This is a genomic window from Dyadobacter sp. SRI_021 (assembly GCF_057586235.1).
The window spans coordinates 212,381-227,410 of the sequence record NZ_JBYCZM010000009.1 but is presented as its reverse complement, the minus strand read 5'-3'; the positions used below and the strand labels follow the sequence as shown (position 1 = coordinate 227,410).

The window sequence follows — 15,030 nt, the reverse complement described above, 5'->3', positions numbered from 1 at the left end:
TTGTTTGGATGAAACAAAGGTATCGCCAGGAAGCCGCGCGCCGTTAGGAAGGATTTCGGGAAAGATAGTAAAAAACTCCGCTGGACAAATCAGCTCTTCCGGTATTCGGTAGGCGTCATGTTCGTGAGCTTTTTGAACGACTTGTTGAAATGCGAAGCATCTTCAAAACCCAGCCAGTAGCAGATTTCCTGAATCGATAAGGCCGTTTGTTTCAGCAGACTTTTGGCCTCCATCACCACATATTCATCGATGAACGCCTTGGCCGGCTTGCCCACTTCCGCCTGCAAAACCTCGCTCAGGTATTTCGGGGTGATATGCAGTTCCGTCGCGTAAAAAGCAACTTCCTTATGCTCCGGGAAATGCGTCGCAACGAGCTTTCGGAAAGCCTGGGCTATCTTTTCTTTGTTGGAAACGCCATTGCGGTTACCACCCTCCGGCGTCCGGCTTTCCGGGCCGGTATGGAACGACTCCGCCAGCATAAGCAGTGCATGGACCATCCCGGGAACGGCGCTTTTATCGTCCTTCAATTCTTTCAGCAAGGCGAATAAGGAAGCCATTTTCCGCGTCTGATCATCCGATAGACGGATCACATGCCTGCCTCCATGAAAGAAAAATGGCAGCGAATGCAGGAAAGCATTGTTTTTCATCCCCTCAAACAACTCCTCGGTGAAATACACGGTATCGTGCTCGGCAGTATAGTTTCCCGTCCACTGACAAACCATCCCCGGCCCCACGGTCGTAAGGCACCCGGCCGTCACCAGGTAATCGGTGCTGCCGATCTTGAAAACGTCGCCTTCGCCTGTGTAAGTAATGCCTAATCCGAAAGAGAACGTCCTGAACGGGAAGTTGACATGAGCGTTTTTGTAGGTATGCCTGTCGGCCAGAAAGAACGGAACATTGAAACTGTGGGCATTCTGATGTTTGAGAAACTCGTAGAGATTAAAGGACGTCAAGTTGAATTTTTTCTGCATAACGTGCTGGTTTCGAAGTTCCTGTTCGTTGCCGTGTGAGTGATTTACCCGCATCCAAAATAGTGAAAATTTTGTTTTACCATTAAGAGCCAGGGCTTTCGTCCATGAAAAATTGCTCGGATATTATTAGAGGAAAAGCCACCATAACGTATGACTTCCGGCAAAGCCATGCGCTCTTTGCATGCTCGCACCTGCGCTCGCCGACAGAGAAGAGAAGAGGTTATGACGAAGTTTTTGCATATTGAGTAAGTGAATTTGCCTGAACGGCCGGCTCGCCATGCCGCAGCGCGGCTTCCTGTTTATAGAAAAACAGCACGCTCCCTCTGGTTCGGCCCCGGAGGGGCCTCCTAACCCACTTGTAACGATTGTTTACCACACTATAATTGAATGAATATGGCTAACACCTACTCCCAAATCTATCTCCAATTTGTATTCAGCGTTAAACACCGGCAATGTCTGGTCCCTAAACGTCACAAGGATGAACTACATCGCTACATAACCGGACTGGTGCAAAACAGAAATGCTAAAATGCTCGCGGTGCATTGCATGCCCGATCACGCACACTTATTCGTAGGATTTAAGCCGGCAATGTCGATTTCGGATTTTGTAAAGGAAATCAAGGTTGAAACCAATCAGTTTATCAATCAAAAGCGGTGGACAAGTCAAAAATTTGAATGGCAAGAAGGCTACGGCGTTTTTTCATATTCTCAGTCGCACATAGAAAATGTCGTCCGGTACATCCACGGCCAGGAAGAGCACCACCATAAACGAACATTTGGAGAAGAATACCGGGATCTGCTGCGAAAATTTCAGGTATCGTTTGAAGAGAAATATTTATTTGATTTTTTTGACGCGTGCTGATCCGGGGCGACGTGCATAAGGAGGCCCCTCCGGGGCCGAAACAAACAACGTTCAACTTTTTGCTAGAAACAGGATGGCCCTCCGGGCCAATTGTTGTGCCGTTCCACAGATTCAACACCAACAGCTACGAATATTGCTCCTATATTACCCGGCGCGCCAGGGATGATTCCACCGTAATCCGGCACGCCAGTCCGGTTCTCATTTTTTGACCACCTTATAATGCTGCACGCGGCCTTTGTTTTGGCTTGAAAGGATAAAAATACCGGCCGGCAGTCCCGAAAGATCCAGTTCTTTCAGAGTACCGGGCGTAGACATGTACCGCCGAACCACGCCTTTCGAGTCGGTAACCCGCAAGGTTTCATATTCAAGCGGCTTGTCGAACACAATCCTGTCCTGGTCGACGGGATTGGGATATACCGTCCATTCCGACTGCTGATCACGATTTTCCGTTATAGGAGCTACGCGCGTCGGCACAGTCAGTATTTCGGGGCTTAACGTAATATCCATATCGAAGTACAAATCCGAGCTCGTTGCGCTGGTCTGATGCAGCTCTACGGCAATGGTATTCTCTCCCAACCTGAAATAGCTACCGTCGTTCGGCACCACGATTGTCTGCCAGGTATACTCCGGAGAGGCATTGGTTGCAAAGGTCGAAAAGGTAACCCCGGTCGGGTTTATATTCACATCGCCCGGGCTCAGCGCTTTGCCATTGATATAAATGACTACTCCGTCATCTCTTTTGAAATTGATAATGACCGATTTATGGTAAGCCATTTGCTGCGAACTTATCCGAACAGAGTTCCGGAAATAGGAAGTAGTCCAGCGGGTTGCACACGGGGCAGTAAGGCAGCCTTCGCGTAAATAGGAAGCGCGTCCACGGGCCTCGTAGCAATCCAGTTCGGCCTGGCAGGCCGGAATAAGCGTTTTTTCCCCGTCTTCCCGGTTAGGGGAATAGCCGAAGGGCGCCGGGCCCGTCGGCCAGTTTGCCCCATCGTCGTAATTAGGCGGATCTTCTGCATTGAGCTCGTCGGGGTCTTGCCCGCCTTTCCAGTTAAATATGCCATTGTCGGGAGGCACCATTCCCCTGGCAAAATAACGCCAACTGCTGCCCGCATGCAGGATCACCACCGTACCGCGGGGATTCTGGTTGTATACCTGGCCACCTATGCCGCCGCCGCCATTCAACCGCCCTACCACAAATTCGCCGGAATAGAATGGATAGGATTGGGTCGGGTAAAAGAATACCTCCGGCTGATTGAACCCGTACCGCCACTTGTATTCGAGCGGTGTGGGTTGCTGATCGGTGATATTCGACTGCTTTACATCATACAGCCAAATGCCGTCCTTATTGAAATCCGACGCCGCTTTGATCGTGTTATGAACGCCGGTCGTGGGATCCAATAGATAATTGGTCATTAAACTGTTTATTTTAAAGAAGCGCAGGCTGAAATGCCCTATCTGCTCGTAAGCGCCATCGTTATAGCGCAGCGAAATCAGGTCCGTATCCTTATAATAATGCCGCACGGTCACCTGCTGCTTTCCGGTCAACTCGGGATTGGGCTTGACGGACCAATAGCGGTTCATAACGCGCCAGTTGGAGCTGAACGACCGCGGCCTGTCCGAACGCACGTAGTTGGTACCCGGGCCGAGCGCGCCCACTTCGGTCCTGCCGGGCTTTCCGCCCAGCTTCACTTCAAATGGGGCCACTCCGGCCTTACCGATCGTCAGGTCGTGCTTGTTGATGGATAGCAGCAGATTGCCTTTGCTATCGACGTAATGCGTGAAGTTCTCGCTGCCTGGCTGCGCATCGGTGCATTCGCAGATCGCCGTGCGCGTCGTGTCGTCGGTCTCCGGCACGGTGAAGCTGTCGAGGTCTTTAAAAATCGTAAACTGGTCGACCAGCTGCTTATTTGCGCCGATGTATTTGGCTGTCAACCGCTTGTTCTCGACCTCAATGTACATTGAACCGCCCGACGACAATGCCGACGCGGTCATGAGCCGGCTGACCAGTCCGGGATTTTTGACATTGCTGCTAAAATTCGGTTCCCCCTTTCGTCCCCCGGCGCCGTTTACGACATACACAATGCCCTCATTTTTTGGCGATGCGCTGTTTTTGTAATAAAAGCAGGAATTGGCTGTGCCGTCGAAACGTCCGTTGCCCTGCGCATTGCTGCCTACGGCCGGATTGTGGGTTGCCATTACGAAATCTGTGGAAATTGTCGTGAGGTCGCGCATGAGGCGTGAGCGCTCGTAGCCATGACTATGCCCGGCAAGCACCAGGTCCACCTTGTACGCATCCAGAATGGGCACCAAGTTGGTTCGGATCTGAATGAGGTCGCGCTCGGTGTCCGAGTCGTGCGAACCGCCGCTGAATGGCGGGATATGCGTGAACACGATTACCCAGTTAATGTCAGGGTTGGCATTGGCTCTGGCGAGGTCTTTTTTCAGCCATTGCGCCTGCAAGCCGGTGGGTGCCAGGATTTTCGTATGATCATCTCCCAGCTTTTCAAATCCGTAGGTGTCGAGACTGATGAAATGGATATTGCCATAATCAAAAGAATAATAGGCCTCTGTCATCGACGGCTCTCCCCCGCCTTCTCCGTTGGTGAAATTGTTGACAACGCTGTAATAATGGATGTTCTTCTCGGCCCTCACCCGGTAAAGCGACGCGCTGTCGACGGTTCCGTCGAAATAATCGTGATTACCGGGCGTAGCGTAAAACGGCGTTTGCCGGAGCATAAAATCGTACCGCTTCCTGCCCCGGTCGAAAACGTGGTCCTGGTATTGCTCCTTCCTGCCCTGCTCATAGGCATTATCGCCCAGCCAGAGCCAGAGATCCATGGATCCTGTTTTGTTCACCGTCATATAATCCTTCCAGGAATCGATCACGCTATCCTGGCGGCTGGCCGTCACGGGTTGGGCAGCGGTATAACCAAAATCGCCCAGTACCCACATTTTCACTTTCCTTTTTACGCCTGGTAGTGGCGGCATCCTGAAAAAGTTATCGGGTGTTTTTTCGAGAATAACGGGAAATGCCGGAGGCACCCAGCCGCCGATGTAGTAACGGTACTGCTGGTCGGGTTTCAGGCCCGTCAGCGTGACGGTATGATCTGTGGTTGCGGCAGGTTCCTCCACCATGGGCGACCCGTTCCCAAGCAATTCGTACTCCGGTTCGGCTGAATAAACGACCCGCCCGATGTTCGCGATATCGGTCTGCCAGCGGATGGTTATGGAAGCGGTGGTAGCAAACTCATTTAGCTTTTTTGAATACGCCATTTGCAGATACGGGCCGCGTGTTATGACGGGTGCCTGAGCGAAACACACTGAAAATAACAGGAGGCAAAATGAGAGCACTGATAGAATCGGTCTCATAAGCATCAGGATTTAAAGATGGAAGAAGAGGGACTTTAACGCGCAAATAATTGTATAGAAAAATTGCTATTTATTCTTTATATATCCAAATTAAATTCAATATATTTACTCCTATTAAACCCTAATTATCAGACAGTTACATCTGTTTGAAATATCGCCTCTATCTGTACTCGCCTCCCGTTTTTGTGCGGGAAAGTGAGGTGGTAAACGCTGGCGTTTACCAACGTGTTTCGAAACGTTTGCCTGTCCCCTTCCTTCCTCGGAATCATGATGAAAACAATACCCTTCTCCGGCAAAACCTGCCTTTGGATACTCTTGTTAATAGCATCAATAATGGCTTGTAAAGGTCCGGACGGCGACACCGGCCCGGCTGGCCCCCAGGGACCGCCTGGTCAAAACGGTGCAACAGGCCCCGCCGGACCGGCCGGAGCAGCCAATCTCATTGTCTCGCCGTGGATTAAAGTGCCTAATACGGCCTGGCAACGCGAGGATTCAACCTATTTCATGGTGACGCACGCCGACAATAATATAACCCAGGCTGTCCTCGACAGCGCGCTGGTCATGGCCTATTACCGCAATGCAGGCCGGTCGAATGTGGTATTTTCTTTACCCTCTGCCAATGAAGAACTAACGCTTGGCTTTTTTATGCAGGTCCAAAATCAGGCGGGGGCCATCAACTTCGATATAACCTACTTCAAGCCGAGACTCACTCCCATTGACTTCGACCTCGAATTTCGCTGGATCATTATACCGCCCGACAAGCGGGGACGTATCCATGCCGCCGATCTTAAAGATTATGGGTTCGTCAAACAGCAACTGGGCCTGACTGACTAGCCAGGCCCGGTTAGGTGCGGATATCATTATACGTGGCCGAAGCAATTATGCCCCCTCCCCCGGTAGCGCCCCTGCCGGACGGTAGGTATTGATGATCATGCCCGTCGAGGTGACTTTAGTGTCGACCAGCGACATGGCTCCTGCGGGCACACCATTTTCGAACAAACGCTTTCCGCCGCCGAGTACAACGGGCGCTATCCATAGCCGGTGTTCATCGATCAGCCCGGCCGAAATCAGCGTTTGCAAAAGGTTGCTACTGCCCCAGATATGGATTTCCGGGCCTTCCGATGCCCGCAAGCGCCCTACTTCCTCTACGACATCCCGCAGGATCTGCGCATTGTTCCAGTCGAGGTGGTCGAGGGTGCGTGTGGCGATGTATTTCTTTGCTTTGTTGAATGCTTTGCCGATCGGGTCATCGTCGTGCAGGGGCCAATAGGACGCAAAAATATCGTAAGTACGGCGCCCCAGCAGCATTTCGAATTCCCCTGAGATGATTTCGCTGATAGTTTCATGCAGCATATCATCCCCGTAATGCATGAACCAGCCGCCGTGTTTGAAATCGCTGCTGGGGTCTTCTTCGGGACCGCCCGGTGCCTGCATCACACCGTCGATTGAAAGTTGGGTAATGGCGATGATCTTTCCCATGTCGTTTCTCTTTTGTGTTTTCAGTTGAATTGTGACACAACAAAGGTACATGGTCAATCTATTCCAAGTCGGGTGCAAACCTGCCAAAAGAAGGGGTAGATCACGCCTGGCCGGCCGCGCCTAGCCGGTGGGAGCTCCGGATTAATCTAGGCCGACCATTCAGTAGGTGCTTTTCCGAATTTTTTCTTGAACGAATGGGAGAAATGCGAAAGGCTTTCAAACCCCAGGTCGAGGTAGATCGCCGAGGGTTTCCTGCCCTTGGTTTCGATCAGGTACCGGGCCTCCGAGAGCCTCCTTTCTTGCAGCCAATGCCGCGGCGCCATACCGAATATCCGTTGAAAGTCGCGCTTAAAACCCGCCAGGCTCCTTCCGGTGAGCCTGGCAAACTTTTCTACCGGGACATTATAATGAAAATTACTCAGCATGAATTTTTCCAGATCCATTTTGTAGGGTTCCGAAAAATCGAACAGCAATTCTTCCAGTTCCGGCATGGTGTGCATCAGCAGATGCACAGCTTCCTTCACTTTAAGCATACCCAGTTTCTCCGTAACTGCTCCATGCGGGTTGCGGATATATGGCATCACCGATTCAAAGAACGCCCGCAGGAAATCGTTTACCGGGACCAGTACATTGGGCGGCCCGGAATATTTGTGCCCGGTCTCTACCTGCTCTTCCAGCGCGATCGTCCGCAGCAGGTCCTCGTGCAGACATATCACCACCGTTTGGTAATCCTCACCATCGAGGGGCGTCTTGGTAATCTCCCCCAACTGGTTCTTTTGTACCAGCAGCATTTCACCGGCGCCCATCGAGATTTTCTGCGTGGCCGTTTCCAGTGAGAAACGGCCCGAAACCTGCAATATCAGCGTATTATGTTCCATAAAAGCGACTTTATCCTTTCTCTGCTTAGAGAAATAGGAATAAAAGATCACTCCGGGGATTATTTCTGTTGGATTTGTCACGCGGTAAAGATATAAAAAGCAGGGTTTGAAAGTATCCCGTTATCGTTGCAGATAGGTTCCGCCGACGATTGCTCCCGGAGCAAAGTGCGTGTTAAGCACCTCCATTTCCGCGGGGGTGAACGTAATTCCCATCGCTTCCATGTTTTCGGGAAGCCGTGCCCGCCGGCTCATGCTCACCAGCGGCATGATGTGCTCGCCCTGCGCATTCACCCAGGCGATCGCCAATTGCGCGGGCGTGTACCCTTTTTCTTTGGCCATTTGCTTCAACACCTCCACCGTTGCCAGATTTTTGATCAGGTTCTCGCCCTGGAAACGCGAAAAATGATGCTGGTAACTGCCTGCCGGAAGCGGGGCCTTCATATCGCCGGTCAGAAGCCCCTCCGCGGTATTGGCAAAAGCCACCACACCAATGCCCAGTTCCCTGGCCGTCGGCAGCAAATCGCTTTCAATCTGCCGGTCGGCAAGCGAATAGCCTATTTCCAGCGCGGTTACCGGATGGATGCTGTGCGCCTCGCGCAATTGGGCAGCGCTGATTTCGGAAATGCCCAGGTGACGGACCTTGCCTTCGGCGATCAGGTCGGCGACGGTACCGATCACATCTTCCACCGGTACACTGCCATCGAGGCGGCATGGCTGGTAGAGGTCGATGGTATCTATCCCCAAACGTACCAGCGAATAGTTGATGAAGTTCTTGATGGCTATCGGACGGAGGTCCAGTCCCAGCCATTGATTATTGTAAAAAACGGCCCCGAACTTGACGCTGATAAAAGCCTCGTCACGGCGTCCCCTGATGGCTTTACCCACCAGTAACTCGTTGTGTCCGGCGCCGTAGAAGTCCCCGGTGTTAAGGAAGTTAATACCGTTATCCAGCGCCATTTGAATCGTAGCAATGCTTTCGGATTCGTCGTTTGCCGGACCTCCCCAAACGGGCGACATGCGCATACAGCCCAATCCGAGTTTGGAAACAAGCGGACCGTTCTGGCCCAGGTTCATTTTGGTTATCGTGGTCATCTTTTTTGTTGATTTTAACAATGCAAAGATGACCTGTTTTCACACCGAGCCGATTTCCTCCACGGCTCAATTTACTTGCTTGTACGGATCAGCCGGGACGATGCCTAACCTGGGAAAATCTTGCCGATCATCCGGCCGATCTCCACAAAATCGTCGTGATTGCTTACCGACCGCTTCTCGGTTTCATCCGAATTCTGCTGCGAGAATGGGTAAATCAGCAGGAAGTTGTTTTCCAGCGCGTACTGGTTCAGAAAATCGGGCATCTGGCCCATTCTTGGGAAAAAGGACGCCATGCCGCGTTTGGCCATGAACAATATCAGCCCTTCATCCGCCGCAACCGAAGCGGCTGCCTGCTCGGCTTCCCCCCAATAGTCGATCGTGTGCAACGACAGCTCGATAGCCGACTTTCCCGCCACCCTTTCGATAATGCTGATGATCGGCGCACTGGCGTAGAACGCCATTTCCGAACCCGACGATTTCCCGATATTCCATACCCGCAGCAGCGCGTGAAAAAAGCCGGGTTCCTTATCTGCTCTGGGCGGGATCAGGACAACGTATCTCTTAATGGTAGAAATGGGCTGAGCCGCATGGTAAATCAGCGTATTCACATTTTCATTCTGCAAATAGCCGTTGGTGAGATTGTAAACGAACGAGGGCGTTAAGCCTTTGCCCGGCTGCAAGGCTACAATCAGATCCGTTATCTTCTGCTCTTTGATCACGTTACTGATGCCGGTAGGCACATCACTGTCGTACCGGGTAAGCGGCCGGATTTCAACGTCGGCTGCCGCAGCCACGGTTACCGCCGTGTGGAGCGTCTTTTCCGCATTCCTGACGGACGACTCGTTTTTCTCGTCGTTGATTACGTTCAATGCGAACAGCCTGTCTTTGTTGTGCGACGCCTTGATGAGCAGACCCAGGTTCACTGACTTTTCTACCGCATCTTCATAATTGACTGCGATCAGGATGTTCTCGATCTCCGAATTCGCACCCGATGCCGTAGCCTCATTATCGGCCTCCGCAATCCTGGCCGCGCTCGACATCGACACGAACGAAGAAATAGTACAGGAAATGAGGATCAGCAGGATACTGCCATTGAGCACGTGCTCACTCAGCAAGCGCACCGGTTCACCAGTCTCGGTTTCAGAAAGAATGATGTTATAACCCACCATCACAGCCGCCAGCGTTGCCGCCGCCGAAGCGGAGCTCAACCCGAAAATGATCATCCCTTCATCCTTTGTCAGCCTGAACGTTTTTTGCGTGAACACCGCCGCCAGGTATTTCCCGCCAATGGAGGCCACGAGCATTACGGCAGCAACACCCAGGGTTTCGAGACTTTTAAAAAACACCGTAAAATCGATCAGCATACCTACGCTGATCAGGAAGAAGGGGATAAAAATAGCATTGCCGACAAATTCCACGCGGTTCATGAGCGCGGAGGTGTGCGGGATGAGCCGGTTGAGTGCCAGTCCGGCAAAAAAAGCGCCGATAATGGCCTCGATACCTGCCAGTTCGGCCAGTACAGCCGCCAGGTAGATCATCACCAGTACAAATATGTATTGGGATATCTTGTCATCGACCTTTTTGAAAAACCATCTTCCTATAATTGGAAAAACAAATAACACCGTGAGGCTGAATGCCGCTACCGAAAGGCCCAGCCGGAGCCAGAATGCGCTGTTCACTTCTCCCTGGGTCATCCCCACCACCACCGCCAGCACGAGCAGTGAAAGCACGTCGGTCAGCATGGTTCCCCCTACGGTGATATTGACGGAGAGGTTCTTGGCCACCCCCATCTTGCTCACGATCGGATAGGCAATGAGCGTGTGTGAAGAAAAAAGACTGGCAAACAGCACCGAAGTAAGCATCGAAAAATGCAGCACGTAGTACCCTCCCAGCAACCCCAATATAAACGGGACGGCAAATGTAAACACGGTGAACGTAATGCTCTTGCCCATATTCTTCTTGAAATCGCCCATATCGATTTCAAGCCCGGCCAGGAACATGATGTACAACAGGCCGGTGGTACCGGTTACCACCACACTGCTGTCGCGGGAGAGGAGATTGAGGCCGTTAGGACCTACCACGGCACCGGCGATCAGCAGCCCCAGCAAGTGGGGGACTTTGATCTTGTTGAGTAGCAGCGGCGCGCTCAGAATGATGATCAGTTCGAGCAGAAACTTCAATACCGGGTCCTCGATCGGTAAACTGCCGATGTGGAGGTTAAGCAGCGTCATCATCTAGCGGTTGGTTAAGCGGTTTAGCTCAATGGAAAATTTCGCGGTGCAGGACTTGTCGATGCTCGTGGTTTGCATTCCTTTGATCAGATTCTTGTTATCGCGGGCCAGTTCCACGCTCAGTTCCATATTTTTGGCCGCCGAGGAATCGCTGGTATACTGCAGCTGAATGCTGGTGCTGTCGTATTTCGCAGAAAACACCCTGACGACCTTGTTATTATTGATCACACGCGTGTAGAGCCCGGTGGAGTCACTCACAAACTCCCAGGTGTTGGAACGCAGGTCCCCGATCACATATTCGCTGCAGTTGGATTCCCGGCATACGGATTTGGCTGCCCAGAGTCCGGCAATGTCATCAGGCCAGCGCTGGATCACAACAGCCGTGTCCGGCCGTGTAAGCAGGCTATCGCGCATGCGCAAAAGCGACTGATAATCAGCTTCCTTAATTGCAAATTCTTTCTCCCGCGCAAGTAAGCTCTGCTCGCGCACATCGAGCTCGTGTGCTCTTTCCTTGTCCTGGCAGCCCATTAACAGGCCGACGGCGATAAGGGTAGCAAAAAGGTATCTGTTAAATGCCATAGCAGGTGGTTCAGGTGGGAAATGCAGGCTGGCAAGTTAAAAAAGTATTCTTTTAAACAAAGGCAAAATCAACCCGAATGCGCTTGTAGCAGGCTACGGTAGCGGTCGAGCAATCTGGATTTTGCAATGAAACCGATATAACGGCCCTGAGAATCAACGACCGGCAAATGCCAGGAACCGGTTCGGTCAAATTGAGTGACGATCCGCGCAACGGGCTCGTTTTCCGCGACGGTCGCCGGTGGCTGACGCACCAGCGATGCGACCGATAAATCAGCTTCATTTCCCGTCGTAAACAGGTAAGGATAAAGCTCCTTCACGAGGATCAAGCCGCGAAAAATCCCTTCCCCGTCCACCACTGCCAGGTAATCATGCCTGTTCTCATGTAATGCGTCCACGAAGTTTTCAAATGGCAGGTCAATATTTACAACGGGTACATCCTTGTCTATAAAATCCAGCGTATTCAATTGGGACAGCAGGTTCCGGTCGTGCTCCCGGGTGAATATTTTGCCTTCGTCGGCCAGCCTTTGCAAATCGGGGGAAATGGGAGAAAACCATTTGGAGATCAGGAAAGACATCACACCTACTATCATCAGGGGAATAAACAGGTCGTATCCCGAACTGGATTCCGCAATCAGAAATATGGCCGTTAGCGGGGCATAAAGCACGCCGCTCATGACGCCCGCCATGCCTACCAGTACCAGGTTGGCCACGGGCACATCGGAAATACCGATGAAATTGCAGAACAATGCAAACACGAACCCGAGCGTACCACCTGCAAAAAGCGAGGGCGCAAAATTCCCCCCGTTGCCGCCGCTGAAAATGGTGATGGAACTGGCAAACGCTTTCAGAAGGCAAACAATCGTGAGAAACACCACAACCGCCCACCGCTGCCCGCCGACAATACCGAAAAAACTGTTTTCCATTAACTCCCCTACCTGCCCGTTGACCATCGCCTTGACGGTTTCATAACCCTCCCCGAACAACGGCGGGTACAGCACGCAAAGAACCGACAGCATGCCGCCTCCGATCATGGCTTTTCTCAACCTCCCGCCTTTCAGCCTGGCAAAAAAACGCTCGACCTGATGCCCGATCACCACAAAATACCGGGCGTAAAGTCCACACAATGCACCCAATACGAGGTAAAATGGCAGATTGTGGTAATTAAACGGATGCCGGCTGCTGAAATGGAAGAGCGTTTCCTCATTGAGCAGCATCCTGGAAAGTACATTGCCGCAGACGGCAGCCAATACGAGGGGGATAAAATCGGTGAACACCACACCGGTAAGCAGTATTTCAACGGCGAACATCATCCCGGCGATCGGCGCGTTGAAAGCAGAAGCGATTCCGGCCGTCGCACCGGCTGCCAACAACAATGTACGCTCGCGGTAGTCGAGTTTGTAGGTTTGTGCGAAATTAGACCCGATTGCCGAACCCGTTACCGCGATAGGGCTTTCCAGACCGGCAGAACCGCCAAGCCCCACGGTAATAGCACTTTGCACCACCTGGGAATACATTTTCACCGGAGCCACTATGCTGGAATTTTGAGCGATCTCATGCAAAATGGCCGGTATGCCTTTGCGATCGTTACCGCCGAAGAACAAGATTACGACGAGGGATGTGAGCACAATCCCCAGGAAAGGGAATACCGCGTAGAAGAAAATCTGCGTTTCGAAATGTACCTTGTGGGTGATCAGGTTATGAATCGCGTGTACGAGCGATTTGAGGACTACACCTGCCAGGCCGGCACTACACCCCACCAATATCCCCGATAATATCAGAAACTGCGACCTGGTGAGAATGCTTTTAAGCCAAAAGATGATGACTTCATAGAGTTTGAACTTTCGTAAACTATACGCCGTCAGCCCCCTTTTGAATTTCAGGAATGAGCGGAATTTTTTAATAGTCGCCTGTTTCACAATAATCAGCTTAGTCTCCTTTACAATACGCCCCGGTTAGCCCGGTTAAAGTAAAGGTAAAAATCTGAGCGGGGCAACCTTTGCCGGGCAACGTTTGCGGGGCAACCTTTGCGGGACAACCTTTGCAGGGCAACCTTTGCAGGGCAATCCGCTGGAATGCATTTGAAGCAATAGTACCTGTGATTATGCCCGCTGCATTACAAATTCAAAAGCGGCGCCTTTTCCGCTGTCGCTGACCACCTCGATCGTGGTTTGGTGCAGTTCGAGTATCTTCCGCACGATTGCCAGGCCGAGCCCCATCCCCTTCTGCCCCGACGGATACATTTCCGCCTGTTTGTAACGTTCGAAAATCTGCTCCTGATAAACCTTTGCTATGCCCACGCCCGTGTCGGCAACCCGGATTTTGACTCCGTTGCCGAACGCTACGAGGCGCACGGTAATCTGTCCGCCGTCAGGGGTAAATTTGAATGCGTTGTCAAGCAGGTTCTGAAACACCCGCTCCGTCAATGCGATATCCGCTAGCACCGGCGGCAAAGCGGGAACTGTTTCCAGGGATAACCGGATGTTTCGCTCGTCCGCATTCAATTGGTAGGATCCGAGAATGTCAGAAACCAGTTCATCCAAGGGGAATACCTCTTTTTGTACCGACACCACATTCGCTTCCAGCTTCGAATATTGAAACAACTGATCCACCAGCCCCGAAAGCTTGCGCGTTCCTTCCTGAACAATTGACAAATACCGCTCTTTCTCCGGCTCCGAAAGCGTATCTTTTTTGATCATCATCGTCTCGACATACCCCTGCATAATCGAAAGCGGCGTCCGCAAATCGTGGGAGACATTGGCGATCAGCTCCTGCCGGAGCCGGTCGGTAGCGGTGATCTTTTCGATGTTATCGACGATCACATCGGCCATATCATTGAATGTGGAGGTCAATACCCCAAGATTCCCCGTTGCGTACCCATGCACGCGCGCAGCGTGATCGCCATCCCGGAACCGTTTCACAACCCCCGCAATACTGCAGATGCTGTCGGTGATCAGAAAGAACGTGACAATCCCTACGACAAATGCACCGAGCAGTGCAGCGAAAAATATATAGGCGGCCAGTCGGAAATTCAGGTCGTCGGTCAGCGAGGCGAGAATCTGCTTTTGGGTCTCACTCGCAAGCACCGCATACACATACCCGACTCTCACCCCGTTTTCGAACACCGGCGCCACCGAAAAGATACTGGCTTCGCCGGGATGTTTCGGATTGTCGCCCATGGGTTTGCCGGCATCCGAGGCCAGCCATTCCCGCACTTTCGCCATATCGACCTTCTTCATCTGCACCGAGGCCTGAGGTACCACGTAGTCGGTGATATTCCCCAGCGTATCGAGCAGGTATACTTCCACACTCGGGTTGGCTACCATGGTGGAATGGATGATGTCGTGCGTGACCGTGGTATCAGGCTTGCCATTTTTAATAGGCTGGGTAAATGTGGCCAGGTGCTGGGCAATGCCGCCGTACAACTGCTGGTGGGCCGTCATATAATACGATTTTGAAAACCGGGACGCGATCATGACAAATATGATGCCCAGGATAATCAGGAGGCTGGCGAAAACGCCGCTTATTTTCCAGAAGAGAAGGTTTCCTCCGATGGTTCTGACTGACATT

Annotated in this window: 11 protein-coding genes; 2 read left to right on the top strand and 9 right to left on the bottom strand. The window is 52.0% G+C overall.

What is annotated here, in order from left to right; genetic code table 11:
* Nucleotides 1-89: 89 nt before the first annotated feature.
* Nucleotides 90-971, bottom strand: a complete 882-nt coding sequence (locus AC2YIT_RS25175) for a helix-turn-helix domain-containing protein (protein ID WP_430847086.1) — start codon at nucleotides 969-971, stop codon at nucleotides 90-92.
* A gap of 393 nt (nucleotides 972-1,364) precedes the next feature.
* Between AC2YIT_RS25175 and tnpA the strand changes: the two genes are divergently transcribed.
* Entirely contained in the window at nucleotides 1,365-1,832 is a 468-nt protein-coding gene (gene tnpA, locus AC2YIT_RS25170) for an IS200/IS605 family transposase (protein ID WP_430847084.1), read from the top strand.
* 198 nt (nucleotides 1,833-2,030) lie between these two features.
* On the opposite strand, the gene AC2YIT_RS25165 is transcribed toward tnpA, so the two are convergent.
* Nucleotides 2,031-5,204, bottom strand: coding sequence for a metallophosphoesterase (locus AC2YIT_RS25165; RefSeq protein ID WP_487281022.1), 3,174 nt, complete (start codon nucleotides 5,202-5,204; stop codon nucleotides 2,031-2,033).
* A gap of 333 nt (nucleotides 5,205-5,537) precedes the next feature.
* Between AC2YIT_RS25165 and AC2YIT_RS25160 the strand changes: the two genes are divergently transcribed.
* Nucleotides 5,538-6,038: a hypothetical protein gene (locus tag AC2YIT_RS25160; protein ID WP_487281021.1), complete on the top strand. Its 501-nt coding sequence runs from the start codon at nucleotides 5,538-5,540 to the stop codon at nucleotides 6,036-6,038.
* Nucleotides 6,039-6,083: 45 nt separating this feature from the next.
* On the opposite strand, the gene AC2YIT_RS25155 is transcribed toward AC2YIT_RS25160, so the two are convergent.
* The 7 genes from AC2YIT_RS25155 to AC2YIT_RS25125 all read right to left on the bottom strand — a co-directional run bounded on the left by AC2YIT_RS25155 (nucleotide 6,084) and on the right by AC2YIT_RS25125 (nucleotide 15,029).
* Nucleotides 6,084-6,683 (bottom strand): dihydrofolate reductase family protein, encoded by a 600-nt coding sequence (locus AC2YIT_RS25155; RefSeq protein WP_487281020.1) that lies wholly within the window; start codon nucleotides 6,681-6,683, stop codon nucleotides 6,084-6,086.
* Between the two features lie 146 nt (nucleotides 6,684-6,829).
* Nucleotides 6,830-7,561 carry a helix-turn-helix domain-containing protein gene (locus tag AC2YIT_RS25150; RefSeq protein WP_487281019.1) on the bottom strand — a complete coding sequence of 244 codons (732 nt, stop codon included), beginning with the start codon at nucleotides 7,559-7,561 and terminating at the stop codon, nucleotides 6,830-6,832.
* Nucleotides 7,562-7,681: 120 nt separating this feature from the next.
* Entirely contained in the window at nucleotides 7,682-8,653 is a 972-nt protein-coding gene (locus tag AC2YIT_RS25145; protein WP_487281018.1) for an aldo/keto reductase, read from the bottom strand.
* Between the two features lie 104 nt (nucleotides 8,654-8,757).
* Complete coding sequence (locus AC2YIT_RS25140) at nucleotides 8,758-10,887, bottom strand: cation:proton antiporter (protein WP_487281017.1); 2,130 nt, start codon at nucleotides 10,885-10,887, stop codon at nucleotides 8,758-8,760.
* A complete protein-coding gene (locus AC2YIT_RS25135) occupies nucleotides 10,888-11,463 on the bottom strand; it encodes a hypothetical protein (protein WP_487281016.1) in 576 nt (191 codons plus the stop codon).
* A 68-nt stretch (nucleotides 11,464-11,531) separates the two neighbouring features.
* Complete coding sequence (locus AC2YIT_RS25130; RefSeq protein ID WP_487281015.1) at nucleotides 11,532-13,379, bottom strand: chloride channel protein; 1,848 nt, start codon at nucleotides 13,377-13,379, stop codon at nucleotides 11,532-11,534.
* Between the two features lie 183 nt (nucleotides 13,380-13,562).
* Nucleotides 13,563-15,029 (bottom strand): sensor histidine kinase, encoded by a 1,467-nt coding sequence (locus AC2YIT_RS25125; protein ID WP_487281014.1) that lies wholly within the window; start codon nucleotides 15,027-15,029, stop codon nucleotides 13,563-13,565.
* Nucleotide 15,030 lies beyond the last annotated feature (1 nt).